The organism is Streptomyces sp. JLSY215, from assembly GCF_059682825.1.
Map to the genome: position 1 here is coordinate 8,387,720 of NZ_CM185022.1, position 25,782 is coordinate 8,413,501.

The window sequence follows — 25,782 nt, forward strand, 5'->3', positions numbered from 1 at the left end:
TGGTCCCACCTCTCTGGCAAGCAGACCGGTCAGGATGCGGAGAACGCCTTCTCCATCTGGCCGGCCGCTTTGCGATAGACGGTCAGCAGATCGAGGTCCGTGCCCGGGTAGTTGACGATGTTCAGCTGCTCGGCGCCCGAGCCGGGCAGTACGGTCCCGGTCGACATGTTCTCGTTGTCCAGCACGAACTTCGGCTTCTTCGCCGACAGTGCGGACAACTGGGCGGGCGTGACCGCCTCCGGGCCGTACGTACCGACCACCTTCGCCCCCGCCAGCTCGGCCGCCCAGGTGGTGAACATCTGCGACGCCACCGTCGGAGCCTTTCCTCCGGGCCAGGTGGCCTTCACCTGCTGGACCAGCGAGTCCCACTCCTTCGCGAACTTGCCGTTCCACTTGGCCGCGGCCCGCTCCGTCCCGAACTTCTTGCCGAGCTTCGTCACCGCGGCCTTGGTCTTGGCGGGCGTGTTGTCGAGATTGACCTCGACCAGCTTCGCCTTGGAGCCGGCCGCTTCCTTGATCCGTCCCGCGAACGGCTCGAACGAGGCGTACAGGACATAGTCGGCGTCGCCGACCGCCGCCAGGTCAGAGGGCTTCAGGTCGTAGTCGGGGGCATGCTTGATCGACGCGGGGACGATGGACGTGACGTTCTTGGCCCCGGCGGCCTTCGCCAGCGCCGCCTCCCAGCTTGAGGTGGCGACCACAACGGGCCCTTGCTTGCCGGCCTTTTCGCCACCCGCCTTGCCGGAGCCGTCGTCACCGCAGCCGGTCAGCAGGACCAGGCCCGCGCTCAGTGCAGTGACGGCGGCGACGGGACGGAAGAGGGAGCGGACGTGCGCCATGAGGAGGTTCTCCGTTCGGGGATGAGATGCGCGGCAAGGGCGACCGCCCCCGCGGCAAGGACGAGTACCGGCCCGGGTGGCAGGTCCCAGGCCAGGGAGCTCAGAAAGCCGGCGACGTTCACGACGACGCCGATGCCGATCGCCCAGAGCGTGATCGACACCAACGACCGGCCCAGGCGACGGGCGGCCAGGGCCGGAAGCAAGGTGAGCGCGTCCACCAGCAGCGCGCCCGTCAGACGAATGGCACCGGCCACCGCGACCGCCACCAGAACCAGCAGCACCACCGTCAGCCGCTGCACCGCCACGCCGGAGCACCACGCCAGCTCCCGGTCGTGCAGCAGCAGCGCCAGCTCACGACGCCGCCAGACGAACAGCCCCGGCACGGTCACCGCCAGCACACCCAGCACCACGAGATCGGCCGGCCGCACCGCCAGAATCGACCCCCACAGCAGCGCGAACGCCCCATTGGCATTCACCCCGGACAACGCCAGCAGCAGCAACGCCGCCGCGATGGCCAGGCTCATCAGCAGCCCCATGGCCCCCGACAGACCCTCCGCGGTACGTGCCAACGGAGCCACCCCCGCCCCCGCCAGCGCACACGCCACCAGCGCACACACCACCGGATCCAGGCCCACCAGCTGCCCCACCGCGATACCCAGCAGCGCCACATGCATCATCGCGAACCGCACCGGCATGATGTCCAGACCGACGATCACCACACCGACGACCGGCAGCCCGAAGGCGGCAAGCAGCAGCCCGACCCCCGCCCGCTGCACCGGCACCAGCTGCAACAGGTCCCCGACCTGCCCCCACGCGCTCACGCCACCTCCCGCAAACGCCCGGCGGCCATCTCCAGCGTCCGGTCACACCGCGCGGCCATCGCCCGGTCATGCGTCACGACGATCAGCGTCACCGGCAGCGTGGTGAGCACCTCGGCGGCCTCCTCCTGACCCGCGAAGTCCAACGCCGCGGTCGGCTCGTCCGCGAGCAGCACACCCGCCCCGGCCGCCACACACCCCACCGCCCGCGCCAGATGCATCCGCTGCAACTGACCACCCGACAGCCCACCCACCGGCCGGTCCCCGAGATCCCCCACCCGCAGCCGCTGCGCTGCCTCGGCCGCCGCCTCCGGAGCACCGCTGCTCGCCAGCAACTCCTTCGCGAGCAACGGGAAGCGACCGGCCGCCGGTCGCTGCGGAATCCACCCGCACGCCCGCCGCCGCCAAGCCCACTCGGCAGCGCTACGACTACCCCGACCGCCGACCAGAATTTCCCCCTGGACCTGCCGGTGCAGCCCGAGCACCGCCCGCAACAGCGTTGTCTTCCCCGACCCGTTCGTACCGGTCAGCGCGACCCGCTCACCGGCCCGCACCTCCAGATCGACCCCACTCACGGCCTCCAGACGCCCATGCCGGCACACCACCTCCCGCAGCCACACATCGAGCCCACCTGCCCCGCCCGCCTGCCGCTCCACCGGGGGCACCGACCGAACCTCGCTCCGTTCCACGGCCCACTAGTCGGCCCGGCCATGCGCTGAGTTCCCGTCGGCGGGAAACAAACCACGTGATGATCGGCTGCCCGACAGCCTCTCAGGGGTGCCGGCCGGGAAAGTGCGCCGGTAAGCCGCCGGGGCCGTCGTCGAACGCTGCTGCTGAAGAGGAACGAAGCCAGCGGGCGGCGGCCCGGGACGACACGGCGGGTGCGTGGCTCCTTAACCCGTGGCGGGGGCGGGCTTAACCCGGTCGTCCCTAGCGTTCCCGACGACCGGTGACGGCCCGAGCGGAGGAGTGGGAACGCATGGAGAGCGTGGCGAGTTACGGCCAACTGGCGGCGCGGCTGGCGGTCGATCTGGCGGCGGTGAGCGTGCTGACCTTCGCCGTGTACTACCCGCGGCACCGCCGGCGCGACCTGGTGCCGGCCTATCTCGCGCTCAATGTCGCGCTGTTCTCGGTGGTCGCGGCCCTGGCGCGGGTCGGTGCGGGCGGCGGCACCGCACTCGGCTTCGGCCTCTTCGGGGTGCTGTCGATCATCCGGCTGCGCTCGGACTCCGTTCAGCACGAGGAGGTCGCGTACTACTTCACGACCCTGGTGCTGGGCCTGCTGTGCGCATTGCCGCATCTGCCGCTCGCCGTCGCCGGCGGGTTCGCCGCCCTGCTCCTGCTCGTCCTCCATATCGCCGACCATCCTCGGCTGCTGTCCGGCACCCGCCGCGCCGTGATCACCCTGGACGTGGTGCACACCGGGCGGGACGCCCTCCGCGCCGACCTGGCCCGACGCCTCGGTGAGCCGCTGACGTGGAAGGTGCAACAGATCGACTTCGTGCGGGACCTGATGGTGCTGGACGTCAGATTCCGAGTCCCGGAGCCTTCCGGCGGCGCGGAGCGCGGAACACGTACCGCGTCCTCGGCGGACGCCGTCGCGCAACGGACCACCCGGCCCCGCCCGATCCCCCGTCCCCACCGCGCCACCAAGGAGACCGTGTGATTCCCGCCGTACGAGCCATCGCCCGCGCCGCCATGGCCGCGCGCCCGGTCCCGCTCGCCGACGTCCAGGCACGGGCCGAACTCCTCGCCCGCTACGACCACAGCTACCTCGTCCCCGTCGATGTCTTCGCCGCCTTCGCGGCCGAGCTCACCGACCGGCGGCGGCCCGGTGGGCCGTTCGCCGCGCTGTGCATCAACGGCCGCCGCTGGTTCCGCTACCACTCGGTCTACTACGACACCCCCGACCTGCGGTCCTTCCACGACCACCGGCAGGGCCGGCGGCTGCGCTACAAGATCCGCGAGCGGCTCTACGAGGACACCGGCGAGCGGCAGTTCGAGATCAAGCTCAAGGGGCACCGGGGCGAGACGGTCAAGCACCGGCAGCCGCTGCTGCCCGGCGACACGGCCCTCGGCGAGGCCCCGCGCGGCTTCCTCGCCTCCGTGCTGGACCGCTCGTACGGCATCGCCGCCCCCACCGAACTGGGCCATTTCATCGAGACCGACTACACCCGCGCCACCCTCGTCGCCAACGGTCAGCGCATCACCTGCGATGCGGCCCTGCTCTGCCGGGACCTGGAGACCGGCCGCACGGTACGGGCCGACGGCGAACTGGTGCTGGTCGAGACCAAGACCACCGGCCAGCTGACCGAGGCGGACCGGCTGCTGCACCGCTACGGCGTGCGCGCCGCCGAATTCACCAAATACTGCGGCGGGTTGGCGGCACTTCGCCCCGAGCTCACGGCCAACCACTGGCGGCGCGCGGTGCGTACGGCATTCCCGGTGGCGGTCTGAAGGGCGGGGGAGAGTTTCACGTGAAACCGTCCGCGGCCCCGAACGTCGCCGTGACCAGGGCCCCGCCGCCCGCCCCCGCCCCGAACACCACCGTGCCGCCCGACTCCTGGGCGGCGCGGCGGACGATGTCCAGACCGAGTCCGGTGGAGCCGCCGCCGCTGTTGCCGCGCTCGGCCACCCGCGCGTCGGGGAAGCCGGGCCCGTCGTCCTCGACGAGCAGACGGCCGTCCGGCTCGACCGCCAGCCGCATCCCGGCCCCCTCCGGTGTGTGGTCGAAGACATTGCCGATCAGCGCATCGACCGCGGCGGCCAGGTCTGCCTCCTCGCACCGGACGAGCACCGGGGCGCCGGCCGGGGGAGCGGCGAGAACGAGGGTACGGCCCTGGTCCTCCGCCAACGGGCGCCAGAAGTCCGACCGCTCGCGGGTCACGGCCGCCAGATCGGCGCACGCCGGCCCGCCCTCGTCGTCCCGCAGCGGCTTGCGGGCCGTCCGGATCACCTCGTCCACGCTGCGCTCCAGCGCCGCCACATCCGCCGCGATCCGCTCCGCCTCCGCCGGGTCGCGCAGCCCCTCCGCGTCCAGGCGCAGCGCGGCGACCGGCGTGCGAAGGCGGTGGGCGAGGTCGGCGGCGTTCTCCCGTTCGGAGGTCAGGAAGCCGTGGATGCGCTCGGCGAGATGGTTGAGCTGGCGGGCCACCAGCCGGAGTTCGGGCGGGCCGGACGGCTCGGCGCGGGCGGTCAGATCGCCCCCGGCCAGCCGGTCAGCGACCTCGGCCAGCCGACGCGTGGAGCCGACGAGGCGCGAGCCGAGGCGGTCGGCGAACAACAGGCCGAGCAGCATCAGCCCGGCGCCGATCCCGGCGAAGGCGAGCGAGGAGGCCAGCGTCCCGGCATACAGCTGCCGGTCGGTGAGCCGGACCTGGACGACGGCCGTACCCCCCGCCACACCCTGTACGGGCACGAGAACGGCCCGGCCGCCCTCCGCCGGCTCGTAGGAGAAGGCCCGCCCGTAGCGCGCCAGCCGCACCGCGTCGGTGACCGGTGCCGCCGGGCCGAGAACCGTGGAGTCGGCGAGGATCACCGAGGTCCGGGGCAGATCGGGGCCGTTGGCGGAGGCGACGAAGGTGGCCGCGGCACGGCGCCCGGAGGCCTCGGCGAGGGTCTGGCCGAGGCCGGTGGCCAGCGAGTGGGCGCGTGCGGTGGCGTCGGCGGTGGCCCGGTCGGCGGCATGGCTGCGGGCCAGCAGGGACAGCGGGACGAGCAGGGCGGCCAGCACCAGCGCGGTGGTGGCGGCGGTGAGGAGGAGGATGCTGCGGCGCACGTCTTACGACTCCCGGCCGGCATCGCCAGGGAGTGCATCCCCCACGGCCGCCGGCGCGGCGAGCTTCACGCCCACCGTCCGCACCGTGTGGAGGTACCGCGGCCGCTGCGCCGTCTCGCCCAGCTTCCGCCGCAGCCACGAAAGATGGACGTCCACCGTCTTGTCGGCGCCGCCCAGCGGCTGCTGCCACACCTCAGCCAGCAGCTCCCGCCGCGAGACGACCTGCCCCGCCCGCCGGGTCAGATACGCCAGCAGATCGAACTCCCGCGGCGTCAGATCCAGCGCCCTGCCCGCCAGCGTCACCTCACGCCCCGCCACATCGAGCCGCAACTCCCCGATGTGGAACGCGGGTTCCGGCTCCTCCACGCCCAGCCGCCGCAACACCGCCTTGATCCGCGCATCCAGCTGCGCCGCCCCGAACGGCTTGACGATGTAGTCGTCGGCGCCGTCGCCGAGGGCCGCGACCATGTCCGGCTCGTCGTCCCGCGCGGTGGCCACGATCACCGGGACCTCGCTGACCGCGCGCAGCATCCGCAGCACTTGCGCGCCGTCCACATCGGGCAGCCCGAGGTCGAGCACGACCAGGTCGGGGCGGTCGGTGACGGCGGCGTCCAGACCGGACATCCCGGTCGCGGCGGTGGCAACGGCGTGGCCGCGGTCGCGCAGCGCCCGCACCAGGGCGCCACGCAGTTGCGGATCGTCCTCGACGACAAGTAGATGGGGCATGCAGCTACCGTAACCAGCGCCGCTGCGTCAACGGGAGGGCGGACAACGGGCCTTGTGCGGGCCTTAACCGGGCGTTAGGGAAGTGTGCGGCAGACTGCGGACGGCGGGAGGTGACGGCCATGGCGTGGCGGGGCGGGATGACGGCGGCGGCCTGGGGGGTCGTACTGGCCGCGGCGGCCGGGCTGGGCGCCTGGCCCCTGGCCGGCGCCGCGGACCGTAACGCCCGCGCCGTCACTCTCGACGACGACGCGGTACGCAAAGCGCTCGCGGCGGCCCGCGCCGCCGACGCCACCCGCGCCCGTCCCGCACCGCCGACCACCCCACCCGGGTCGGCCCCCGCCCGCACCGTGCGGGTCGGCGGCGGCAGCCTCACCGCCGTCTGCCGCCCCGACGGCCGGGTCTACCTCACCGCCTGGAGCCCCGACACCGGATTCCACGTGGACGACGATGCGGCCCGCGGCCCGGCAGCCACCGCCTTCCTCACCTTCGAGCCGCTGGACGACGACGCCGGCGAGGACCGCCCGTACGAAATCCGCTGCGCCGACGGGCGCCCGTCGGCCGACCCGGCACCGGCCCGCGACGACTAGCACCTGCGCTCGCCGGCCGGGAAAGCGCTCTCGCACAAGCGCTGGCACCAAGGTCGACAGGCCTGCCGGCGGCTCCTCGACCGGGACGCGCCGACCGGCTACCCGGACCGCGGTGAGAAGATTCCCTGATGGGGCTGATCGACAATGACAGTGGGACCGTCGAGTACGTGCGGTTCCAGTCGCCACACCGGAACCGGCGAGGTCATCACACCGGCGTGTTCGGGCTGATCAACACGCTGGCCCGGGACGGGCGGCTCTCCGCCGAACAGGAATCCTTCCGTCGCGTCAACAACGGTTGGTACGACGCTGCATACGCCGACCCGTCAACCATCGACCCCGCCGTTTACGACCACGCGGTCAACCCTGGCGCCGCGGCGTGGTTCAAGTCGTCGGCCACCCATCTCCTCGCGCGGGTTCCGGGCTACCTGGAGATTCTGGCCGCCCACGGCGTCGACTGCCGGATGATGCGCTCCGCTGATCCGGGGCGTGTGATCTACGAGGACGAAGTACAGGTCGTGGTCGTGCCGTACGCATAGGCGTCGGCGAGGCCTTGCCCGGGGCCGCGGAGCGTTCCCCGCACCGGCGTCGGCAGGCATTGTCAGACCCTCACGGCAGGCTGGAACCATGCGGACACTCTTCGACGGCGAATTCAGCGTGGCCTACGGCCAGATGTACATCGACAGCCGCACCGACCCCGACGAGGGACCTGAGACCGGCCTCCACGAGTGCTTCCTGGGCCAGCGGGCGGGACTCTGCGGAGCGGCCGTCCCCGGGCACCTGCACCTGGTGACCGGTATGCACACCGGCTCGGTCCCTCTCACCGTCGAACTGCACGAGACGGAGCCGTCTTCGGACTTCGACGGATGGGAGGACATCGTGGAGACGTCGTTCCGTACGGCCTCCGACGACACGACGCTGATCGATTGGCACGGCGGCGGGCGGGACCTCGGCCTGCCCTCGGACACGTATCGGGTCCGCTACCTCTGCCGCGGCATGGACGAGGCCGACGAGGTACGGAGCGAGGGCGAGCCCGTGCTGGACGAGTATCTGCTCCAGTTCTGGCCCGCCCCGCCGGAGTGCGACCGCATCGTGAAGCAGACCAGCGATTCCGCCGCGTACTGGCACCGGTGGGTGAGCGAGCTGCCTCCGCCGCCCACCCCCGAGGAGCTGGCCGAGGCCAGGCGCCTCGCCCGCGAGAAGGAGGAGCAGGAGGCGCAGGAGGCGCGGGAGCTGCAGGAACGCCTCGAGAAACAGCACTGGGGCGGACGCCTGCCCAGCGAGCGGCTGCGGAACGTCGGGGGCAATGTGGCCGGGATGGTGGAACTCGACGTAGCCCTCGTGCACACGATCGACGAGGCCGGTCCGGATGTCCAGCGTGCGATTGCCCGTTGGGCCGCACACCGCTCCTGCGATGTGGCCGGGCTGAGCGGCGTGGAGTGGATCGCCCGCGGCCTTGCGGAGCTCGACGGCGGCGTGCCTTTCTCCCCGCCGCTGGACGACGAGGAGCGGATATGGGATCTCCTCTTCTCCGACCCGCAGGTCCCGGACACCAGCGTCACGCTGCCGGACGGCACCCCCAACGCCTCCCAGCAGGCGATGGCCCTTCCCGCCCTCACCGACGCGGCGGCCCCCGACCCGCTCCAGGCCGCACTCGACGCGCTCTTCGCCGCCGCCGCGGCCCACGGGACCGGCTGGTATGACCTCTTCGCCGAGGTCCGCAGCGCGTTCCCGCAGACCGCACACGCCCCGATGCCGCCCAAGGACCGCCCGCGACGCCGCCCAGCGGTCCGTGCCGTGGCCTACTTGGAATGGCGGCCGGGCGAGGAGCCGCAGTGAGTGAGAGCCCCGAAACAGCGGTCGGGGCTCGACGACGAGTCGACGCCGTCATGGCGGCGCGTATCGGCGACGACCTCATCACCGGTCGCTACGTCGTGCGCGACCCCGAGAAGATGTCGCTGATGGAGCAGGAGCCCTCCTGCGCCGCCGAGCTGGTGGCGCACGGCCTCACCACCGAGCGCCGGCCGCCGTACCCGGCGAGTTCCCACTCGTATACTCGTGCGAGGTCTACAACGGACGGGACATCGAAACAGTGAAGCTTGCCGAGGCGCTCGCGGAACGAGCCGAAGCGTCGCGCCGGGTGGAGCAACTCCGTGCGCGCATCGTCAGCAGCGCGCGGTATCAGGAGGGCGAGACGCCCGCCGAGAACGCCGCCCAGCTGCTGGCCGAGGCCGACGAGGTCCTGGGCAGCCTCGAGGCGCTGATCCGGCGGATCAACCGGACCAATGCGGTGACGGACATGGGCCACGACGGCACCCTCACCGATGCGCTCGCGCGCCGGGACACCCTGCGGCTGCGCCACTCGGTGGTCACTGCCGCCGCGGATGCGGCAGCAGGTACCGGTGAGCGGGGGTACGGTCGGCAGCTTCGATCCGAACTGATGATGCTCCCCGCACTTCCGGTCGCCGAGCTCCGGGAGCAGGCGGATGTGCTGGCGCGGGAGATCCGGGAGATCGATGTGCGCATCCAGCGCACGAACTGGGAGGTCGATCTGCTGGATTGAGCAGTACCGGCAGAGCCTGAGATGTGGAGCAGGTAGCCGTTTCGGAGGCGTGCACACACCGAGGACCGGCGGTTTTCCGGCCCACTCCTGGCGCGTGAAGAGCAACGCTGGGGTTCGACTCCCCATAAACAGTGCAGCTCAGCATTGCGTACAGGTGACGGTGCACAACGCACAGCACATCACCACGTGCAGATCCAAAACGGCGAGGGCGGGTTCGGGGTTTTCACATCGCAGTGGGCCAGGCATCCGGAGACGGCCGTTGACGTGCGTCTTCGGCAATTCCGGCAACTTCGGCCCCGCGCCATCGAGACCGCGAACGGGCAAGACCCGGCGCGAGATCGTCCGATGTCTCGAACGCTACGTGGCCTGGGAGGTCGTCGACCGGGTCAGGCCAGGCCGATCTGCTGGTAGAAGGTCAGGTTGTCCCAGAAGAGGAACTCCTCCTCCATCACCCCGTGCTTGTTCCAGATGCCGACCGTGGCCATGTTGATGGCGAACTTCTTACCCGTCGGCTGGATGAAGCCGCCCTTGCCGTCCGGCATGGGGCGTGTGAAGGAGCCCTGCATGACGCCGGTCACCGAAGTCAGGTTGTCCTTGGCGATGCGGATCGGGTGCTCGGTGATGCGCGTGTCCGGCGCCCAGACGAACTGGCTCTTCATATCGGCGATGTGCCGGTCGAGGCCGTCCGTGTAGTGACCGTCGGGCCAGTGGACGCGGATGTTCTGTGCGTGGCTCTCGCCGAGCCGGTCCCATTTCTGACCGGAGTAGACGACGAAGTCCAGCTCATCGAAGACCTCAAGGTGCTTGCGCTCCGTATCGGTCAGGTGGCTCGGCCAAAGCGATTCGGCCTGCGGGGTGGAGGCGGGGTCGCCGAGCAGTTCCCGGTCGCCCGTGGCCGCGGCTGCCAGGTCGGTTCCGCAGGCTACCGCGGTGATGGCGAGGGCGCCCAGGGCGGCGGCGCCCCCGGCTCTGAGGATGTTGCGGCGGTCGATCATGTCGATTCCTTGTCTACAAGATCACGCTGGGGCGAGGGGGAGGCTCAGAAGGCGTAGGGGCCGAAGCGGCCCCAGGCCACAACGGCGGCCAGGACGAGAAGCGCCAGATTGACCGGGATCGCCTTCGCCTCCTTCCGGCGCAGGTGCACCGCGGCGGCGCCCAGCATGGTCGCCGCAAGTCCGAGGGCGGCCCATGCCGCCAGGGCCGGAGCGATGCCGAGCGCGGCCGGGAGGATCAGCCCCAAGGCACCGAGCGCCTCGACGGCGCCGATCGCCCTGACCGACCCCGGGGAGAAGTCCTCGGCCCAGGCCATACCCGAGGCGGCGAGCTTCTCCTTCGGCTGGCTGATCTTCATCAGGCCGGCCGCGAGGAAAGCCAGGGCCAGAATGCTCGTGATGATCCACAAGGTGATGTTCATGAGGGTCGCTTCCGTCCAATTGGTTGAACTTTCAACTCGATGCTAGGTCGGTCAAACTTGAATCGTCAAGTAATGGCACTTGAACGTTCAAGCCATTGGGGTGGCTGTCCGGGTTGAGGATTCAAGTTAAAGTGGGGCATGAGCGCAGACGAGCCCCGCTGGCTGGACGACGACGAGCAGGCGACATGGCTGGCCCTGGTCAGCACCGCAGTGCGGCTTCCGGCTGCTTTGGACGTCCAGCTTCAGCGCGACGCAGGGATCAGTCACTTCGAGTACCGGGTCCTGGCAGGGCTCTCCATGAGCCCGGAGCGCAAACTGCGGATGAGTGCCCTGGCTGACTTCGCCGACTGCTCACTCTCCCGGCTTTCCCATGCGGTCAAACGCCTGGAGAAGGAGGGCTGGATCTACCGCACCGCTGACCCCGACAGCGGCCGCTTCACCCTCGCGGCCCTCACGGACACGGGCTGGGGCAAGGTCGTGGACGCCGCCCCCGGCCATGTCGCGGAGGTGCGCCGCCTGGTGTTCGATCCCCTCACCAAGGCCCAGCAGAGGCAGCTCCGCGAGATCGGCCGCCGCATCAACAACGCCATCGAGCCCGCCGGCCCCTGAGCCGGGCCGACGGGCTCACCATCGGGTCAGGGCGCACCCCGACCCGAGGACCCTCACCGCGGGAACCGGGGCCGTACACCTGCGCCGGCCCGACACCTCGTCCTCACCGGCGTCTCGCCGCCGCTCGCACCGGCGGTGCCGCGCTTGCCGTGGCGCACGTCGGCCGGATCGAGAACGTCCCCGGCGGCCCCGGTCACCTTCCGGCCCCGGTCACCGTCCCCCTCCGGCCGCCATGCGGCGTTCCGCCTCATGCACCAACTGAGCGTGCAGTTCGAACATCGCCATCAAGTTGATGGCGTCCCCCGTGATCTCCCGCTGCACGAACAGGCCGTCGGCGCCCGCGATGGCGCACGTCGTGAGCGTGTGGATCTCGGCCTCGTCCAGCTCGGGGAACAGGGTCCGCAGCATCTCGGCGATCTTCCGGCGCGCGACTCCCCTGACCTGGAGGAACACGGTCCGGCCTCGGGGCTCGGTGGGGCGCCGCTCCAGGGCATCAGCTGGGCGGTCGGGTTCTCACCGGGGAAGAACGAGTCGGCGAAGCAGATCGCGAAGGTGGCGTGGATGAACCAGTCGTACCACTCGACGAGATTGCCGAGTGATCCGCCGACCAGGGCGAGACGGCGCTTCGCTCGCTCGCCGCCAGGTGGAGTTGTGCGCGCATGGCAGACGGTGACATGCCGGCTCCTGACGAGAAGACCCCTGGTGAGAGGGGTGATGACGTGCCCAGGGCATGCGCGCGCCGCCATGCCGGAACAAGGCCGGACCGCCAGATCTAACATCCCGCTAAGAAAGCGAACGGGGTCGCCATGGGCAGCGGGCGTCGGCGACGGCCCTGTCTGCCTCCGCAGCCGGGTGACGGTGTGATCTGCGCGGTGTGGCGCATGTACGCCATTTCCTACGGGAGTTGCTGGGCCAACGGGGCCGGATGCCCTTGCTGGACGATCTGGAGTTGCTGGCCTCCGAGGCCGTCACCAACGCCCTCATCCATGCGCACAGCGACGTGGATCTACGGCTGCGGGAGGACCCGGACCGGCTCCGTGTCGAAGTACGGGACAGCGATCCGCATCCCCCTGTCCCGACCGCTACTCAGTCGATGACTGCGGTGGCTTCGACCTCAACCAGGTGGTCGGGTACGTCCAGTGCCGCGACGCCCAGCAGCGTGGCCGGCGGTACCGGGGTGACGCCCAGCTTGGCGGCCGCCCGGGTGATGCCCTCAAAGAGCAGGGGCATCTTGTCGGGGGTCCAGTCGACGACGTAGACAGTCAGTTTCGCCACGTCGTCGAAGGAGCCGCCTACCTCGGCCAGGGCGGTGCCGATGTTGAGGTAGCACTGCTCGACCTGAGCGGCAAGGTCGCCTATGCCGACGTTGACCCCATCGGCATCCCAGGCGACCTGCCCGGCGATGTGGACCAGCTTCGAGCCGGTGGCGATCGACACCTGCCGGTAGGCCTCGATTTCCGGCAATCCGCTGGGGTTCATCAGGGTGATGGCCATGCTGTCTGCCTCCATTGGGATGGGAGCCGCTCTCTTGTGGTTACTCGGAAACCGTAGGAGAGTGTCCGCTGACGTGGAAGAACGCACTTTTCGGTGACTGGGGAACCTGATGGTGACCAAGCAGCTCAGCGGCACACCCGAGGATGCGGACCTCAGGCGCGCGGACTCTCTGGCGCGGGAGATCTTCTCCGACCTTGCCAACAAGTGGGCGCTCCTGATCATCGAGTCCCTCGGTGAACGCACCCTGCGCTTCAGCGAGTTGCGGAACGAGATCGAGGGCGTCAGCCACAAGATGCTCACCCAGAACCTGCGCATGCTGGAGCGCAACGGTCTGATCGAGCGGACGGTGCACCCCGTCGTGCCGCCGCGGGTCGAGTACACCCTCACCGGACCGGGCCAGGCCCTGCGGGTGACGATCGACGGACTGTGCGACTGGACCCACCAGCACCTCGGTCACATCGAGGCATCCCGCGACCGCTTCGACACCTGACGGGCTGATGACTCGCCTGCCATGCAGCCGCAGGCGCCCATGGGCGGGTCCGCTGCTCGGCCAGGAACAGCTGGGCGGGCGGTGACCAGGCGGCGGTGACCAGGCAGGCGGTGACCAGGTGACGTGACCGTGCCACCCCGCGAAGGACCGGCCTTCGAAGTGGTCGTGGCCGAGAACGGTCTTCAGCTCGTGGTAGTCCCGGTCGGGGAGCCACTGCACGATCAGCCAGGTGCACGGGGTGGTGTCATGGGGCGATTGTGGTTCCCGCGGAGCTGTCCACGTCCCGGCCACTGCCTGGTCCGCCGCTGTTCATGATCGATGGCACAACTCCGTTCTCGGGCATCCGGTCTAACCCAGTGACCGCAAGCACCACGGCGCACTGACATCCCGAAGGGCCACTTCCGCATGCGCACCTACACCGCCATCGCTGCTACTGCCACCGTTGCCCTCGCCCTCGGCGCAACCGCCCTCGTGGCGCCGGCCGCCCAAGCAGCCCCGAGGGCCACGTCCACCGTCGTCCACGAGGACGGCGAGCTCTGGTACAAGGCCGCTCCAGGCCAGCAGAACAGGCTGACGGTCGACGAAAAGATCGAGCACCGCGGTGAGTTCGAGTCGTACTACGTCCTTACCTTCCGCGACCGGTACGACGTCGCCATCGACGCGAGTGCGGCGAGCGCGGACGAGTGCACGTACCCCACGCTGAGCGACCGCACCGTCGTGCGCTGCGCGGTCGAGATCCCGCAGAACTCGGATGACTCGGACAGCTACGACATCGACCTCGGCGACAAGGACGACACCGCGACCCTCGAACCGGACAGCGAGGCATGGGCCGGGGTCTACGGCGGCAAGGGCAACGATGTGCTCAAGGGGTCCGCGTCCGCCATGCTCCACGGCGACGACGGGGATGACCGCCTCGACGGAGGCGGCGGCCCGTTCGGCTTCGGCTCCTTCGGCGGCCCGGGCAACGACACCCTCACCCACTGCGGGCAGGACTGCTTCGGCGGAGCCGGGAACGACTCCCTGACCGGTACCGGGGAGGAGAACAACCTGCACGGCGACGATGGCAACGATGTCCTGCACGGGAGTGGCGGCGCAGACGTCCTCTACGGCGGCAAGGGCAACGACAAGCTGTACGGCGAGGCGGGTAGCGACACCCTGTGGGGCAACAGCGGTGACGACGTCCTGTGGGGCGGCCCGGGCACCGACAAGCTCTCCGGGGGCCCTGGCCGCAACGAGCTGCACCAGGACTGAGTTCGTTCCTGGCTGGATCATTTGAGAAGGAGGTGCGGAGGCGGATCGCACAGACGTGATGGAGGCGAGTTCGAGGAGCTCCTGGTGGAGGCCCGCGCGTCGCGTCGGCGGGGCGGTGACGGGGCAGCGAGGTGCTGGGCCACCCGCCGCGGGCCCGCGCCGGCCTCTTACGCCCCCCGCCGCCCGGCCACGCCTTCCCGCACCGCCGCGTTGTACCGCACGGTGACGGCCGCGATGTCGGTGATCGCCACGGCCCCTGGATCGTCTCGCAGTACGCCGCGAGACGATCTCACGTCGGGGGTCCAGCCGGACCGAGTAGGCATGACCGCCCCTCGCGGTCGTCCCGCAGCTCGGACGGATTCCGACGGAATGGCACGGGGCCGTGGCCTGCCGCTACAGTGCGATGTTTGTTCGAGTCGGTAAGTGGCGTAGGGGGAGATCGTGAGCGTCCAACTGCGGGAAACTGCACAGACTTTGGCGCAGACGCTCTGGCGGGAACACACCGTCTACCGCGAGCGGTCCGGGGGAGTGGTCATCCGGGGTGAGCATGTGCAGCGCTGGATCAGTCTCGCGCCGGCTGGAGGCAGGGACGAGATCCTCGTCCGTGCAGGGCGCATCCTCGACGGTGGCACCACCGCGCCCGCGCGATCAGAAGCTGTGGTGTCGCTCTCCACGGAAACCGCCCAGCTGGCGGCGACCTGCCGCCGCCTGCTCGCCGAGGCGGCCTCCGGTCCCACGCCGGCCGCATCCAGACCGGCGGCACCTCATCAAGCGGCCAACTCCGCCGCGCGAAAGGGTCGACGTGCGCGTGGGAGGGGCTTCGGCTACTGGGTGATAGTTGCTTGCGTGGTCGGGATTGCAGCCCTCTCCATCTACGGCGCTTCGGTGAGTTCGTAACGGGCCTGGCGGAATCCGACCCCAGCACCTTTGGTGGCGCGCGGCTGGGAACACCTCGGCCAGGGCCTTCCACAGGCCCATCGCGCTGTCGCCGGTGACATGCTCGGGCTCGCTGCATACCGCGCCGTCGACAGCCGCGCAGCAGGTCGGCCCGGTGGACTCGCACAGGCCTCGCCGACGTGATGAGCTCTTCGGCGCCATCCAGACGGACGCCGAGCAGGGCCGGCACGCACGGGTGTGCCTGCCCGAGGCGGACCTTGGGGGCACCCCGTCGGCCCACACGTAGACGAAGTTGCGTTCCGACGGGTCGCGCTGTTGCAAGGCGGCGTGGTCGTCCTGCCACTCGCCCGTCGCCTCGTCGATGCGGCGGTCGTTCACTCGGCAGCGCCCTCGAAACCCCCATGATCGGCGACGCCAAGGCAACCGCCGCCAACGCCCTCGCCGCTGAACACACCCTCTCCCTCACCCGCTCCACCGCCTACGGCGACCACATCTCCGACCTCCCCCTCCTCAACCTTGTGGGCACCCCCGTCCGCGTAGGCACCGACCCCGAACCGGCCCCGTAAGCCCAAGCCCCCCAATGGCGCCAACTGCCCCCGGCCGTGGCGCGCCCGATGTGAACCTCCCGGCAGCGAAGGGCGACGAGCAGCCGTTCGCTGCCGGGCCGGACCTGCTCCGGTCAACGCCGCGTACCAGCACCGACCGCCCGCTCATCTGCGCCGCCACTCCTCGGCCAGCAGCTCGTAGGAACGTACCCGGTCGGCATGGCCGTGCGTGATGGTGGTGATCAGCAGTTCGTCGGCTCCAGTGGCCTCCTGGAGCTGTTCCAGTTGGTCGGCCACGCGGGCAGGGGAGCCGACGAACTGGGTTTCCACGCGGTCGGCGACCAGTGCCCGGTCCGGGTCGGTCCACACATGGGACCGGGCCTGTTCGGGCGTGGGGAACTCGATCGCGCCCTCGGCGGTGCGGATGCTGCGGACCCACAGGCCGTAGCCGGTGGCGAGTTCGCGGGCGGTTTCGTCGTCCTCGGCGACGACGACATCGGCCGAGACGCTCACGTACGGCTTGTCGAGCACGTCAGAGGGCCGGAACGCGGCCCGGTAGCTTTCCGCTGCCTCCAGCACGGTGGCCGGGCTGACGTGATAGTTCGCCGCGAACCGCAGACCGTTGTGGCCGGCGACCTGGGCGCTCTGCCCGCCGCTGCTGCCCAGGATCCACACCTGTACGTCGGCGCCCTCCCCCGGGACGACATGTGCCTCGATGCCGTCCGCGGACCGGTAGGTGCCGGCCAGCAGCGCGAGGATGTCGCCGATCTGCTCGCCGTAGTCCTGCGACTCGGCGCCCGGCTGCTGGAGCAGGGTGCGCTGGAGTGCGATCCTCGGCGAGCCGAGCAGGTGCGCGAAGGAGAAGCGCGGCGGGATCCGCAGCCCGTTGGGGGCACGGCCGTCGACGATGGGGATCGCGGCCGTCAGCAGGGTGGCGGGCGGTCCGGCCGGGCGCCCGCCGGAGCGTCCGAGGCCCAGATCGAGACGCCCAGGGTGCAGCGCGTCGATCAGGCCGAACTCCTCGACCGTGGACAGCGCGGTGCGGTGACCGAGCTGTACGGCGCCGGAGCCGAGCCGGATCGTCGACGTCGCGGAGGCCGTCAGAGCGAGGACGACGGCGGGTGAGGTGCCCGCCACACCCGGATTGAGGTGGTGTTCGGCGAACCAGTAGCGGGTGTAGCCGAAGCGCTCGGCCTGCCGGGCCAAGTCGATGGAGTTGCGGAGCGCCTCGGTGGCCGTGGAGCCGGACGATATCGGGACCAGGTCGAGGACGCCGAGGGGGACGCTCATGAGGCCGCCCGCCGGGCCTGCGCCTTGGCGTCGGGGTGGTCCAGGCCGAGGTGGTCGCGCAGGGTGGTGCCCTCGTACTCCGTCCGGAACACTCCGCGCTCCTGGAGCAGCGGAACCACGGCGTCCGCGAAGACGTCGAGGCCGCCGGGGGTGATGTGCGGGACGAGGATGAAGCCGTCGGCGGCGTCCGCCTGGACGAACTCGTTGATGGTCTCGGCGACGGTGGCGGGGGAGCCGATGAACGACTGACGGGTGGTGGTCTCGATGACCAGCTCGCGGATGGAGAGGTTCTTCGCCTCCGCGCGCTCGCGCCACTCCTTGGCGACGGCCAGTGGGTCACGGAACTGCCGTACGCTGGCCCGGCCGAGAGCGATGGTGTTCTCGCCGGGGACCGGGTCGACGTCGGGCAGTGGGCCGTCCGGGTCGTACGCGGAAAGGTCCCGGTTCCAGATGTGCTCCAGGTACTTGAGCGCGGTCGCACCGCTGACCTGCTGGCTCCGTACCTCATGGGCGAGTTCCCGCGCCTCGGCGTCCGTGTCGCCGAGGACGAACGTCGCGGCGGGCAGGATCAGCAGCTGGTCGTGCCTGCGGCCGTAGCGGGCGAGGCGGCTCTTGACGTCCTGGTAGAACGCCTGCCCCTCCTCGAGCTTGCTGTACCGGCTGAAGATCGCGTCCGCGCTGGAGGCCGCGAACTCGCGCCCCTCGTCGGACTCTCCGGCCTGAAAGATCACGGGGCGTCCCTGGGGGCCGCGCGGGACGTTGAACTGTCCGCTGATGTCGAACTGGTCGCCCTGGTGGACGAAGGCTCCGGCCTCGGCGTCGCGCAGGAAGGCGCCGGTCTCCTGGTCGGCGATGACCTCGTCGCCGCGCCAGGAGTCGAACAGAACGTGTGCCGCGGTCAGGAACTCCTTGGCCCGGGTGTAGCGCTCCTCCTGTGGCAGGAAGCCACCGCGGCGGAAGTTCTCGCCGGTGAAGGCGTCCCAGGAAGTGACCACGTTCCAGGCGGCGCGCCCGCCCGACAGGTGATCGAGGCTGGCGAACTGGCGGGCGACCTCGTAGGGCTCGTTGAAGGTGGAGTTGATGGTGCCGGTCAGGCCGAGGCGTTCGGTGACGGCTGCGAGCGCGGTGAGGACGGTGAAGGTATCGGGGCGTCCCACGACGTCGAGGTCGTAGAGCTTTCCGCCCTGCTCACGCAACCTCAGCCCCTCGGCGAGGAACAGGAAGTCGAACTTGGCTCGTTCGGCGGTCCGCGCGAAGTGCGCGAAGGAGCTGAACTCGATGTGGCTGCCGGCCTCGGGGGCACTCCACACGGTGGTGTTGTTGACGCCCGGGAAGTGCGCGGCCAGATGGATCTGCTTCAGTGGCTTGCTCATGTCGGTGCGGTCCTTCCGGCTCAGGCAGTGGCGGCGTAGCGGTTGGCGGGGCGGGCGAGGCCGAGCAGCCCGCGGAGGGTTTCGGCCTCGTAGGAGCTCCGGAAAGCGCCTCGGCGCTGGAGTTCGGGGACCAGCCCCCGGGTGATCGCGGGAAGGTCGTGTCCCAGGACGGCGGGGCGCAGCCGGAAGCCGGACAGTCCGGCCGCCCCCAACTCCAGTAGCAAATCGGCGAGTTGGGCGGGTGTTCCGGTGAAGATACGGGCGTCGCTGGTGTACGCGTATCCCGCGAGGGCGTCGAGGCGGTCCCGGCGGTCCTCCGCCGCGGCCGGAGTGTCGTCCAGGAACACCACCAGGTCTCCGAACAGGTGCAGCGGCTGCTCCGCACGCCCCGCCGCGTCCTGCTCGGCCCGCACCGCGGCGACGACGGCGCGTGCCTGCCCGATGTCGTGCGGCGTGACGTACCCGACATCGGTGGCGCGGGCGACCAGCCGGAACGGGGCGCCGGTCGCGTCCTCGTGTGCGAGCGCGGTCACCAGGGGCTGGCCCTGCGGCGGCCGGGGCGTGATGGAGGGGCCCTTGACGCTGAAGTGCTTGCCCTCGAAGTCGATGTAGTGCAGCTTGTCCCGGTCGATGAAGCGGCCGGTGGCGACATCCCGGATCTCCGCGTCGTCCTCCCAGCTGTCCCACAGCCGGCGCACCACTTCGACGTAGTCGGCGGCCTCGTCGAGGAGGCCGGCCGTCAGTTCCCGTACAGGCGGGCTGTGCAGGTCCCCGAGGTCGAAGCGGGGGAACGCACGGCGTCCGAAGTGCACGGCCTCGTTCGGACGCCGCGTCACCTGCACGCGGAGGCCCGCGCGGCCGGCGCTCACATAGTCGAGCGTGGCGATCGCCTTGGAGATGTGGAACGGCTCGGTATGGGTGGCCACCACGGTCGGCACGAGTCCGATGTGCCTGGTCAGCGGGGCGACGCGGGCGGCGATGAGGACGGCGTCCAGCCGTCCGCGGACCTGGTCGGTGCGCCCGTCCGGCTCCAGGAGGTGCGAGGACTGGAATCCGAGCGAGTCCTCGATCGTCACGAAGTCGAGCAGGCCGCGTTCGGCCTCGGCGACGAGGTCGGCCCAGTAGCCGGCAGTGAACAGGTCCCGGGGCCGGGCCACCGCCTCGCGCCATGCGGCAGGGTGCCAGCCCGCGCCGTCGAGCGCGACGGCCAGGTGCAGCGGAGCGGATGAACGGGGCGAAGAGGGCAGCGGAGAGGGCAGCGAAGAAGGTGATGAGGACACGATGGGGGCGCCTTCCTGAGGGGGCGTGGTAACGGGAGTTGGCTCATCTCGTCGTGGTTGTCGTGGTTGTCGTGGTTGTCGTGGTCGTTGTGGTCGTTGTGGTCGTCGATGGGCCGGCGCAACGTCACCGGCCCGGGGTGCGCACCAGCACGAAGTTCGTACGGCGGCGCAGGGTGAAGCCGATGGACTCGTAGAGGCGGATGGCGGTGGTGTTGCTGGCCAGTGCGTGGAGGAAGGGCGTCTCCCCGCGTTCCCTGATCCCGGCCGCCACCGCCCGTACCAGTCGCGTGGCGAGGCCCTGACCACGGTGTGCCGGGTGGGTGCAGACGGCGCTGATCTCCGTCCAGCCCGGCGGATGCGCGCGTTCCCCGGCCATGGCGATGAGCCGTCCGTGATGGCGGATGCCGAGGTAGGCGCCGAGTTCGACGGTGCGGGGCAGGAAGGGGCCCGGCTTGGTCAGGGCGACCAGGTCCAGGATCTCGGGGATGTCGTCGAGCCCGAGCCGCACCGCTTCGGGGGCGGGTTCGGCGCGTAGCCCGGTGTCGACCAGTTGGACGCCCTGCCCTCGCTCCACGATCTCCCATCCGTCGGGGACGGCCTGCACTCCCGTGACGGGGGTGACGGTGTCCGGGCCGACCAGCTCGACCAGGTCGTCCCACGCCCCGGGGTCGGCCGGGTCGGCGAGGGCGGTGAAGGGACAGACGTCCAAGGGATACCGGGCGGCGCGGCCGACGCGCTCGGCGAACCGGGCGTGCGGGCCGGTCAGCGCGGCCCAGACGGCGTTGTCCAGGAGGTGCGGTTCGGCCGGGCTCTGCGCGGGAGGAGGGGAAATACTGGTGGACATGGTGGTGGGAACGTTCCGTGGCATCCGTGGATTTCCTTCACACATGGCGGGTCGGGGCGCCCGGGACTCCGGCGGGGCGCCGGAGTCCCGGGCGGCAGCAGCCCTATGAGCGTTGATCAGGAGTTGTCGAGCGGCAGGCCGGGCGGGTTGACCTTGGAGGTGCTGACGGCCTCGTTGGAGAGGTTCCAGGCCGCCAGCCACTTGGCGTACTGACCGTGCTTGATCAGGTAGTTGATCGCCTCGGAGACCGGCTCGGCCAGCCCGCTGTCCTTCTTCGAGGTCGCGGCGATCAGCCCCTGGAGCTTGACGCCCGCGCCGGAGAACTTGCCGGCGCTACGGGTCGCGTTGGGGGTATTCGCCGTGTGGGTGGTGTGGTAGGCGATGGCGGGGTTGGGGCCGAAGTAGGCGTCGATCTTCCCGCTGTTCAGCGCCAGATAGACGCTGTTGTTGTCCGGGTAGTACTTGACGGTGAGGTCCTTGCCCTCCTTCTTCAGCTTCGCCTTCCACTCCAGCAGGACCTTCTCCTGGTTGGTGCCCCGGCCCACCGAGACCGTCTTGCCGGCCAGGCTCCGGTAGTCGCCGTCGAAGGTCCAGGTGCTCTTCTTGAGCACCTCGAACCCCAGGTTGTCCTGTCGGTAGGTGGCGAACTCGTACTTCTTCTTGCGCTCCTCGGTGTCGGTGACGTTGGAGAAGGCCGCGTCGACCTTGCCGCTGTCGACGCCGACGAACAGGTTCTCCCAGGTGAGGTTCTTCACCTCGGGCTCGAGGCCGAGGACGGCGGCCACCAGTCGGCCGAAGTCCGGCTCGGATCCGGTGAGCGTCTTCTGGTCGTCGCCAATGAAGTTCAGCGGTACGGAACCGGCGGGCAGGGCGCCGACGCCGATGACCAGCTTGCCCTTCTTGGCGATGGGCTTCGGCAGTTCGGCGCTGATGGACTTGACCTCGGACACCTTGAGCACGGTCTCCTTGGCGGCCCCGTTGGAATGGGCCCCCACGGTCACCGTCCCGGACTCCTTGCTGTCGGACTTGCCGGCCGCGTCGCTGTTGCCCCCGCAGGCGGCGAGGCCAGTGGCGAGGGTAACGACGGCGGTGCCCGCGGAGAGGCTGCGGAGGAGTCTGCTGCTGAGGTTGAGGGTGCGCATAGCTGGCTGTCCTTGGTTCGGTGAGTGGTGGTGAGGGCGCGTCGCTTGTTCTTCGGCGGTGTGGGGGGCTTGGGCGGTGCGGGGGGTGGTGTGGAGGGTCTTCGGTGGTGTGTGGGAGGGCGAGCCCGGACGGGCCGCGGGCAGCGGGTCGGACGGCGAGATCAGAGCACCTTGCTCAGGAAGTCCCTGGTCCGCTCGTGTTTCGGGTGGTCCAACACCGCGGTGGGCAGCCCCTGTTCGACGATCCGGCCCTCATCCATGAAGACGACCCGGTCGGCCACCTCACGGGCGAAGCCGATCTCGTGGGTGACGATGATGAGGGTGGTGCCGCTGGTGGCCAGGTCCTTGATGACGGCCAATACATCGCCGACGAGTTCGGGATCGAGCGCGGAGGTGGGTTCGTCGAAGAGGATGACCCCCGGCCGCAGGGCGAGGGCGCGGGCGATGGCCACCCGCTGCTGCTGCCCGCCGGACAGCTGCCGCGGATAGGCGCCGACCTTGTCGGCCAGGCCCACCCGGCCGAGCAGTTCGCGGGCCAGCTCCTGGGCCCTGGGCTTGGTCAGCTTCCCGGTGGCCACGGGAGCGGCAGCCACGTTGTCCAGCGCGGTCAGGTGCGGGAAGAGGTTGAAGTTCTGGAAGACGAAGCCGATCCGGCTGCGCTGCCCCAGGATGACCCGTTCGCTCAGCTCCTTGAGCCGCTCGCCGTGCCGGCGTACGCCGATCGGCTCACCGTTCACGCTGACGTAACCGACCTCCGGTTTCTCCAGGTGGTTGATCACCCGCAGCAGGGTGGACTTGCCGGACCCGGAGGGCCCGAGGATCACGGTGACCTCGCCGGGTCGTACGGTCAACTCGACGCCGTCCAGTACCCGGTGGGCGCCGTACCACTTGTGCACGTCGTGGACCTCGACCGCGGCCGGTCGAATCTCGACGGTCCCGGTCCCGGTCTCAGTGGTCTCAGTGGTCTCGGTGGTCATATCGCGGCCTCCCTCCGGGCTCGGGCGCGCAGATCACGCAGACCTGCCCGCAACTTCTGCAACGGCGTCGGGGGAAGCGTGCGCGTCGCGCCCCTGGCGAAGTACCGCTCGACGTAGAACTGGACGATGGAGACCGCGCTCGTGAGGATCAGGTACCAGACGGTGGCGACGAGCAGCAGCGGGACGATGTCACCCGGGTAGGTGCTGCCCATGCTCTGCGCCGAGCCGAACAGATCGAGCAGCGACACGTAGAAGACGAGCGAGGTGCTCTTGATCAGATTGATCAGCAGATTCACGTAGTTCGGAGTGATGGAGCGCAGGGCCTGCGGAAAGACGATCCTCGTGAACTGGTAGCTCTTCGGCAGGCCGAGCGCCAACGCAGCCTCGTGCTGCCCCTGGTCGACCGCGAGGATGCCGCTCCGCACCACCTCGGACGCGTAGGCCGCCTCGTTCAGGGTGAGTCCGGCGACCGCCACGACGATGTCGGTGGCGAGCCGGGACTCGTCGAAGGTGAAGAAGGCGGGCCCGAACGGAACCCCGAGGCTCAGCGTCTTGTACAGCGCACTGAAGTTGTAGAGGAACAGCAGCACCACGATCAGCGGAACCGAGCGGAACAGCCATGTGTAGGTCCAGGCAACCGCCCGCAGCACCGGGCTCGGGGAGAGCCTGCCCAGGGCGACCAGGATGCCGCCGAGCAGACCGAGCACGGCACTGTACGCCGTCACCTTGAGGGTGATGAGCAGGCCATCGAGGATCGCCGGGCGCAGGAACCAGTACTGGAACCGGTCCCACTGATAGAAGGGGTTGGTCACCAGGCCGTGGGCGATCTGGGCGACCAGCACCAGCACGATCGCCGTGGCGATCCAGCGGCCTGGCCTGCGCAGCGGCAGCACCCGCTGCGCCGCCGGCGGCCGCGGTGCGGTGCCGTCGCCCGGCCGTTCGGCCTCGGCAGGACGTGCGGTACGAGCAGTACGAGGCGGGGAGGAGAGGCCGGGGGGCTCAGCGGTCTCCTCGGCAGGAGGCGCTGAGGCGAGGGGTACCGCAGCGCCAGGGGATTCACTCATGGAGGACTCCAGCGAATTCGGACAGCCCGGACCACGGATGCCGCAACGGCACGGTGCGCCGGGTCGATGGGCTCTGCGTGACGTCGCGCACGGGGACGCGCGGAACGGGGCTCGGGCAAGGAGGACGCACACCGCGACAGCGGTGGCGTCAGAGATTCAGAAGACCGTCAGCCTTCAGCCTTGGCGGAACGCACGGCAGGTGCCGGTACACAGAGCGCTGTTGACGCGCAGCAGATCGACCGACCGGTTCGCGCACAGCAGCAGGCAGCCACGGCGCCGCCATGCGGCTGTCCCCGAAGCTGCGTACATTCCGTCACCGTCACTGTTCCGGCCCATGGGGGCTCGCGCTTACCGAAGGTCTTCCGGTCCGGTCGTCACCTGGGGCACCCCACCGCGGCGCGAGGGTTGCCGGTCAGCAAGCCAGGGCTTGTCGCTGACACTCATGACCGATCTGCGGCGCAAGTTAGTCAGATCTCGGCCACGCTTGTCAAAGCGTGCCCGACCTGTGGGATGACAAAACGAGTCCGGACGGACCTGGTGGGATGCCGACGAGGTCCAGGCATCAATCGCCATCACCACCACCATCACCATCGCCGCGCACGGGGTCGGGGGCGGCCTCGCGCCTCGCAGCATCCCCTCGACGTACAGCAGCCTCGCGACCTCTGCCTCATGGACGACGAGTGAAGACACCCGCCTCGGACACGACCGTCTGCGGCCACCGCGGCGCCGCGCGAGAACGGATCCTGTGTGCCGCATATGAGAGATGCGCCTGTCAAGAGAATCCGTCGAATTTAGACGAGGCGCCACATCGAGCGGTGTGCTGAGCGCGGCATCGGCGGGCGTCGTACTACGGACTACCTGCGCCCGGACAACAACAAGCGGCCCCCAGCCGTGAGAAGCGTCGTCGTACGGGCCTTTCGAACGAGACCACGGCGATCCCGGACGGGACACCGCCGGAAGGGAACGAACGATCGTGACATCCCAGCGCACCGCTCGCCTCGCCGCCCTCCTTGCCCTGCCCGCCGCCCTGGTCCTCTCGGGTGCCGCCGCCGCTCCGGCCACGGCCGGGGACAAGGCGTACCAGATCAACCTGGATCAGCTGAACCACTCTCAGGGCAAGGGCACGGCAATGCTCAGTCTCAACGGCACCCGGCTGACCGTGAAGATCGAGTCGGAGGGGCTTGTGCCGGGCCAGCCACACGCACAGCACCTCCATGGCTCCACCGACGGCCATGACTTCCAGTGCCCGGACGCAAGCGCCGACACGGACGGCGACGGGATCATCAACAACACCGAAGCCACGGTGCATTACGGCGATATCAACATCTCGCTCACCACCGAAGGAGACACCGGCCCGGCCAGCGGGCTCGCCGTCGACCGCATGCCCAAGGCGGACGCTCAGGGGAACCTCTCCTACGAGCGCACCATCCCCGTGTCCCAAGCAGTGGTCGATCACATCAAGGACCTCCACATCGTGCAGCACGGCATCGACCCCAACGGCAACAAGAAGTACGACTTCGGCGTGGGCAAGAGCGAGCTCGATCCCAAGCTGCCCCAGGAGGCCACCGCGCCCGCGGACTGCGGAATCGTGGAGGGCGCGGCGGTCGGATCCATTCCGGTGGGCGGCGTGGAGACGGGTGGCGGCACGGCCACAAGCGACGGGGTCCCCGGGGCGCTGGCGGGCGCCGGCGGGCTTGCCGTCGTAGCGCTGGCCGGAGCGCTGGTCCTGAACCGCAGGAGGCGCGCGACGGCCTCTGCCGAGCCGGCCGGACGGAGCGCCGCGTGAGGGGCTGGGGCAAGCGCG

27 protein-coding genes, 5 pseudogenes and 1 riboswitch are annotated in these 25,782 nt (G+C 70.1%); of the genes and pseudogenes, 14 read left to right on the forward strand and 18 right to left on the reverse strand.

Features of this window, described 5'->3' with window-relative positions:
* Nucleotides 1-29: 29 nt before the first annotated feature.
* The 3 genes from AC5677_RS36910 to AC5677_RS36920 are packed head-to-tail and all read right to left on the reverse strand — an operon-like array spanning nt 30 to nt 2,241.
* The gene (locus AC5677_RS36910) at nt 30-839 is read right to left on the reverse strand and encodes a metal ABC transporter substrate-binding protein (protein ID WP_497192250.1); all 810 of its coding nucleotides are present in this window, start codon (nt 837-839) and stop codon (nt 30-32) included.
* Nucleotides 788-1,660, reverse strand: a complete 873-nt coding sequence (locus AC5677_RS36915; protein ID WP_497192251.1) for a metal ABC transporter permease — start codon at nt 1,658-1,660, stop codon at nt 788-790. The genes AC5677_RS36910 and AC5677_RS36915 overlap by 52 nt, the downstream gene beginning before the upstream one ends.
* Nucleotides 1,657-2,241, reverse strand: a complete 585-nt coding sequence (locus AC5677_RS36920) for an ATP-binding cassette domain-containing protein (protein WP_497196896.1) — start codon at nt 2,239-2,241, stop codon at nt 1,657-1,659. The genes AC5677_RS36915 and AC5677_RS36920 overlap by 4 nt, the downstream gene beginning before the upstream one ends.
* Before the next feature lie 395 nt (nt 2,242-2,636).
* On the opposite strand from AC5677_RS36920, the gene AC5677_RS36925 reads away from it, so the two are divergent.
* Together AC5677_RS36925 and AC5677_RS36930 are read left to right on the forward strand one after the other, a co-directional pair.
* The gene (locus tag AC5677_RS36925) at nt 2,637-3,323 is read left to right on the forward strand and encodes a DUF4956 domain-containing protein (RefSeq protein WP_497192252.1); all 687 of its coding nucleotides are present in this window, start codon (nt 2,637-2,639) and stop codon (nt 3,321-3,323) included.
* Nucleotides 3,320-4,114, forward strand: coding sequence for a polyphosphate polymerase domain-containing protein (locus AC5677_RS36930; RefSeq protein WP_497192253.1), 795 nt, complete (start codon nt 3,320-3,322; stop codon nt 4,112-4,114). The genes AC5677_RS36925 and AC5677_RS36930 overlap by 4 nt, the downstream gene beginning before the upstream one ends.
* A gap of 16 nt (nt 4,115-4,130) precedes the next feature.
* Here the strand turns inward: AC5677_RS36930 and AC5677_RS36935 are convergent, their stop codons facing one another.
* A complete protein-coding gene (locus AC5677_RS36935) occupies nt 4,131-5,435 on the reverse strand; it encodes a sensor histidine kinase (RefSeq protein WP_497192254.1) in 1,305 nt (434 codons plus the stop codon).
* A gap of 3 nt (nt 5,436-5,438) precedes the next feature.
* Nucleotides 5,439-6,161, reverse strand: coding sequence for a response regulator transcription factor (locus AC5677_RS36940; protein WP_497192255.1), 723 nt, complete (start codon nt 6,159-6,161; stop codon nt 5,439-5,441).
* Nucleotides 6,162-6,280: 119 nt separating this feature from the next.
* On the opposite strand from AC5677_RS36940, the gene AC5677_RS36945 reads away from it, so the two are divergent.
* The 5 genes from AC5677_RS36945 (at nt 6,281) to AC5677_RS36965 (ending at nt 9,308) form a co-directional block, all read left to right on the forward strand.
* On the forward strand, nt 6,281-6,748 hold the full coding sequence (locus AC5677_RS36945; protein ID WP_497192256.1) for a hypothetical protein: 468 nt from the start codon (nt 6,281-6,283) through the stop codon (nt 6,746-6,748).
* Between the two features lie 128 nt (nt 6,749-6,876).
* Entirely contained in the window at nt 6,877-7,284 is a 408-nt protein-coding gene (locus AC5677_RS36950; RefSeq protein ID WP_497192257.1) for a hypothetical protein, read from the forward strand.
* A gap of 88 nt (nt 7,285-7,372) precedes the next feature.
* On the forward strand, nt 7,373-8,584 hold the full coding sequence (locus AC5677_RS36955) for a hypothetical protein (RefSeq protein WP_497192258.1): 1,212 nt from the start codon (nt 7,373-7,375) through the stop codon (nt 8,582-8,584).
* Nucleotides 8,581-8,841 (forward strand): hypothetical protein, encoded by a 261-nt coding sequence (locus tag AC5677_RS36960; protein WP_497192259.1) that lies wholly within the window; start codon nt 8,581-8,583, stop codon nt 8,839-8,841. The genes AC5677_RS36955 and AC5677_RS36960 overlap by 4 nt, the downstream gene beginning before the upstream one ends.
* Nucleotides 8,838-9,308, forward strand: a complete 471-nt coding sequence (locus AC5677_RS36965) for a DIP1984 family protein (protein WP_497192260.1) — start codon at nt 8,838-8,840, stop codon at nt 9,306-9,308. The genes AC5677_RS36960 and AC5677_RS36965 overlap by 4 nt, the downstream gene beginning before the upstream one ends.
* 386 nt (nt 9,309-9,694) lie before the next feature.
* Here the strand turns inward: AC5677_RS36965 and AC5677_RS36970 are convergent, their stop codons facing one another.
* The gene (locus AC5677_RS36970) at nt 9,695-10,303 is read right to left on the reverse strand and encodes an ester cyclase (protein ID WP_497192261.1); all 609 of its coding nucleotides are present in this window, start codon (nt 10,301-10,303) and stop codon (nt 9,695-9,697) included.
* A 44-nt stretch (nt 10,304-10,347) separates the two neighbouring features.
* Complete coding sequence (locus AC5677_RS36975; protein WP_497192262.1) at nt 10,348-10,722, reverse strand: DoxX family protein; 375 nt, start codon at nt 10,720-10,722, stop codon at nt 10,348-10,350.
* 138 nt (nt 10,723-10,860) lie between these two features.
* Between AC5677_RS36975 and AC5677_RS36980 the strand changes: the two genes are divergently transcribed.
* Complete coding sequence (locus tag AC5677_RS36980; RefSeq protein WP_497192263.1) at nt 10,861-11,331, forward strand: MarR family winged helix-turn-helix transcriptional regulator; 471 nt, start codon at nt 10,861-10,863, stop codon at nt 11,329-11,331.
* Between the two features lie 210 nt (nt 11,332-11,541).
* Here AC5677_RS36980 and AC5677_RS36985 read toward each other — a convergent pair.
* Nucleotides 11,542-11,823 (reverse strand): annotated as a pseudogene (locus tag AC5677_RS36985) (TetR/AcrR family transcriptional regulator); the annotation flags it as partial.
* Nucleotides 11,811-11,942: pseudogene (locus AC5677_RS36990) on the reverse strand (alpha-ketoglutarate transporter); the annotation flags it as partial. The pseudogenes AC5677_RS36985 and AC5677_RS36990, both read right to left, overlap by 13 nt.
* Before the next feature lie 263 nt (nt 11,943-12,205).
* Between AC5677_RS36990 and AC5677_RS36995 the strand changes: the two are divergent.
* A pseudogene (locus AC5677_RS36995) lies at nt 12,206-12,364 on the forward strand (ATP-binding protein); the annotation flags it as partial.
* A gap of 53 nt (nt 12,365-12,417) precedes the next feature.
* Here the strand turns inward: AC5677_RS36995 and AC5677_RS37000 are convergent.
* The gene (locus tag AC5677_RS37000; RefSeq protein ID WP_497192264.1) at nt 12,418-12,825 is read right to left on the reverse strand and encodes a RidA family protein; all 408 of its coding nucleotides are present in this window, start codon (nt 12,823-12,825) and stop codon (nt 12,418-12,420) included.
* 109 nt (nt 12,826-12,934) lie between these two features.
* On the opposite strand from AC5677_RS37000, the gene AC5677_RS37005 reads away from it, so the two are divergent.
* The 3 genes from AC5677_RS37005 (at nt 12,935) to AC5677_RS37015 (ending at nt 15,463) form a co-directional block, all read left to right on the forward strand.
* Nucleotides 12,935-13,315, forward strand: coding sequence for a winged helix-turn-helix transcriptional regulator (locus tag AC5677_RS37005; protein WP_497192265.1), 381 nt, complete (start codon nt 12,935-12,937; stop codon nt 13,313-13,315).
* A gap of 405 nt (nt 13,316-13,720) precedes the next feature.
* On the forward strand, nt 13,721-14,566 hold the full coding sequence (locus AC5677_RS37010; protein ID WP_497192266.1) for a calcium-binding protein: 846 nt from the start codon (nt 13,721-13,723) through the stop codon (nt 14,564-14,566).
* A 441-nt stretch (nt 14,567-15,007) separates the two neighbouring features.
* A complete protein-coding gene (locus tag AC5677_RS37015; protein ID WP_497192267.1) occupies nt 15,008-15,463 on the forward strand; it encodes a hypothetical protein in 456 nt (151 codons plus the stop codon).
* Here the strand turns inward: AC5677_RS37015 and AC5677_RS37020 are convergent.
* Nucleotides 15,452-15,808 (reverse strand): annotated as a pseudogene (locus AC5677_RS37020) (transposase); the annotation flags it as partial. The gene AC5677_RS37015 and the pseudogene AC5677_RS37020 sit on opposite strands and share 12 nt — an antisense overlap.
* Before the next feature lie 47 nt (nt 15,809-15,855).
* Here AC5677_RS37020 and AC5677_RS37025 point away from each other — a divergent pair.
* A pseudogene (locus AC5677_RS37025) lies at nt 15,856-16,029 on the forward strand (haloacid dehalogenase-like hydrolase); the annotation flags it as partial.
* A 144-nt stretch (nt 16,030-16,173) separates the two neighbouring features.
* Here the strand turns inward: AC5677_RS37025 and AC5677_RS37030 are convergent.
* From AC5677_RS37030 to AC5677_RS37060, 7 genes are all read right to left on the reverse strand, one after another.
* Nucleotides 16,174-17,298, reverse strand: coding sequence for an MsnO8 family LLM class oxidoreductase (locus tag AC5677_RS37030; RefSeq protein ID WP_497192268.1), 1,125 nt, complete (start codon nt 17,296-17,298; stop codon nt 16,174-16,176).
* Entirely contained in the window at nt 17,295-18,671 is a 1,377-nt protein-coding gene (locus AC5677_RS37035) for an NtaA/DmoA family FMN-dependent monooxygenase (RefSeq protein WP_497192269.1), read from the reverse strand. Before AC5677_RS37035 ends, AC5677_RS37030 begins: the two co-directional genes overlap by 4 nt.
* Nucleotides 18,672-18,691: 20 nt before the next feature.
* Nucleotides 18,692-19,954, reverse strand: a complete 1,263-nt coding sequence (locus AC5677_RS37040; protein ID WP_497196897.1) for an LLM class flavin-dependent oxidoreductase — start codon at nt 19,952-19,954, stop codon at nt 18,692-18,694.
* 121 nt (nt 19,955-20,075) lie between these two features.
* On the reverse strand, nt 20,076-20,795 hold the full coding sequence (locus AC5677_RS37045; protein ID WP_497196898.1) for a GNAT family N-acetyltransferase: 720 nt from the start codon (nt 20,793-20,795) through the stop codon (nt 20,076-20,078).
* Between the two features lie 116 nt (nt 20,796-20,911).
* Entirely contained in the window at nt 20,912-21,937 is a 1,026-nt protein-coding gene (locus AC5677_RS37050) for an ABC transporter substrate-binding protein (RefSeq protein WP_497192270.1), read from the reverse strand.
* A gap of 161 nt (nt 21,938-22,098) precedes the next feature.
* Nucleotides 22,099-22,914, reverse strand: coding sequence for an amino acid ABC transporter ATP-binding protein (locus AC5677_RS37055; protein WP_497192271.1), 816 nt, complete (start codon nt 22,912-22,914; stop codon nt 22,099-22,101).
* Nucleotides 22,911-23,978 (reverse strand): amino acid ABC transporter permease, encoded by a 1,068-nt coding sequence (locus tag AC5677_RS37060; RefSeq protein ID WP_497192272.1) that lies wholly within the window; start codon nt 23,976-23,978, stop codon nt 22,911-22,913. Before AC5677_RS37060 ends, AC5677_RS37055 begins: the two co-directional genes overlap by 4 nt.
* Before the next feature lie 339 nt (nt 23,979-24,317).
* Nucleotides 24,318-24,426, reverse strand: a riboswitch (SAM riboswitch).
* Between the two features lie 525 nt (nt 24,427-24,951).
* Here AC5677_RS37060 and AC5677_RS37065 point away from each other — a divergent pair.
* Nucleotides 24,952-25,764: a GVDTG sorting domain-containing protein gene (locus tag AC5677_RS37065; RefSeq protein WP_497192273.1), complete on the forward strand. Its 813-nt coding sequence runs from the start codon at nt 24,952-24,954 to the stop codon at nt 25,762-25,764.
* Nucleotides 25,765-25,782: the final 18 nt, after the last annotated feature.

What these genes read in the sequence shown, in the direction of transcription:
- AC5677_RS36950 (WP_497192257.1), top strand. Translation starts at nt 6,877, where the DNA reads ATGGGGCTGATCGACAATGACAGTGGGACCGTCGAGTACGTGCGGTTC.
- AC5677_RS37045 (WP_497196898.1), bottom strand. Translation starts at nt 20,795, where the DNA reads ATGTCCACCAGTATTTCCCCTCCTCCCGCGCAGAGCCCGGCCGAACCG.
- AC5677_RS37010 (WP_497192266.1), top strand. Translation starts at nt 13,721, where the DNA reads ATGCGCACCTACACCGCCATCGCTGCTACTGCCACCGTTGCCCTCGCC.
- AC5677_RS36940 (WP_497192255.1), bottom strand. Translation starts at nt 6,161, where the DNA reads ATGCCCCATCTACTTGTCGTCGAGGACGATCCGCAACTGCGTGGCGCC.
- AC5677_RS36925 (WP_497192252.1), top strand. Translation starts at nt 2,637, where the DNA reads ATGGAGAGCGTGGCGAGTTACGGCCAACTGGCGGCGCGGCTGGCGGTC.
- AC5677_RS37060 (WP_497192272.1), bottom strand. Translation starts at nt 23,978, where the DNA reads ATGAGTGAATCCCCTGGCGCTGCGGTACCCCTCGCCTCAGCGCCTCCT.
- AC5677_RS36975 (WP_497192262.1), bottom strand. Translation starts at nt 10,722, where the DNA reads ATGAACATCACCTTGTGGATCATCACGAGCATTCTGGCCCTGGCTTTC.
- AC5677_RS37035 (WP_497192269.1), bottom strand. Translation starts at nt 18,671, where the DNA reads ATGAGCAAGCCACTGAAGCAGATCCATCTGGCCGCGCACTTCCCGGGC.
- AC5677_RS37050 (WP_497192270.1), bottom strand. Translation starts at nt 21,937, where the DNA reads ATGCGCACCCTCAACCTCAGCAGCAGACTCCTCCGCAGCCTCTCCGCG.
- AC5677_RS37000 (WP_497192264.1), bottom strand. Translation starts at nt 12,825, where the DNA reads ATGGCCATCACCCTGATGAACCCCAGCGGATTGCCGGAAATCGAGGCC.
- AC5677_RS36980 (WP_497192263.1), top strand. Translation starts at nt 10,861, where the DNA reads ATGAGCGCAGACGAGCCCCGCTGGCTGGACGACGACGAGCAGGCGACA.
- AC5677_RS36945 (WP_497192256.1), top strand. Translation starts at nt 6,281, where the DNA reads ATGGCGTGGCGGGGCGGGATGACGGCGGCGGCCTGGGGGGTCGTACTG.
- AC5677_RS36955 (WP_497192258.1), top strand. Translation starts at nt 7,373, where the DNA reads ATGCGGACACTCTTCGACGGCGAATTCAGCGTGGCCTACGGCCAGATG.
- AC5677_RS36970 (WP_497192261.1), bottom strand. Translation starts at nt 10,303, where the DNA reads ATGATCGACCGCCGCAACATCCTCAGAGCCGGGGGCGCCGCCGCCCTG.
- AC5677_RS36910 (WP_497192250.1), bottom strand. Translation starts at nt 839, where the DNA reads ATGGCGCACGTCCGCTCCCTCTTCCGTCCCGTCGCCGCCGTCACTGCA.
- AC5677_RS37030 (WP_497192268.1), bottom strand. Translation starts at nt 17,298, where the DNA reads ATGAGCGTCCCCCTCGGCGTCCTCGACCTGGTCCCGATATCGTCCGGC.
- AC5677_RS37055 (WP_497192271.1), bottom strand. Translation starts at nt 22,914, where the DNA reads ATGACCACCGAGACCACTGAGACCACTGAGACCGGGACCGGGACCGTC.
- AC5677_RS37005 (WP_497192265.1), top strand. Translation starts at nt 12,935, where the DNA reads ATGGTGACCAAGCAGCTCAGCGGCACACCCGAGGATGCGGACCTCAGG.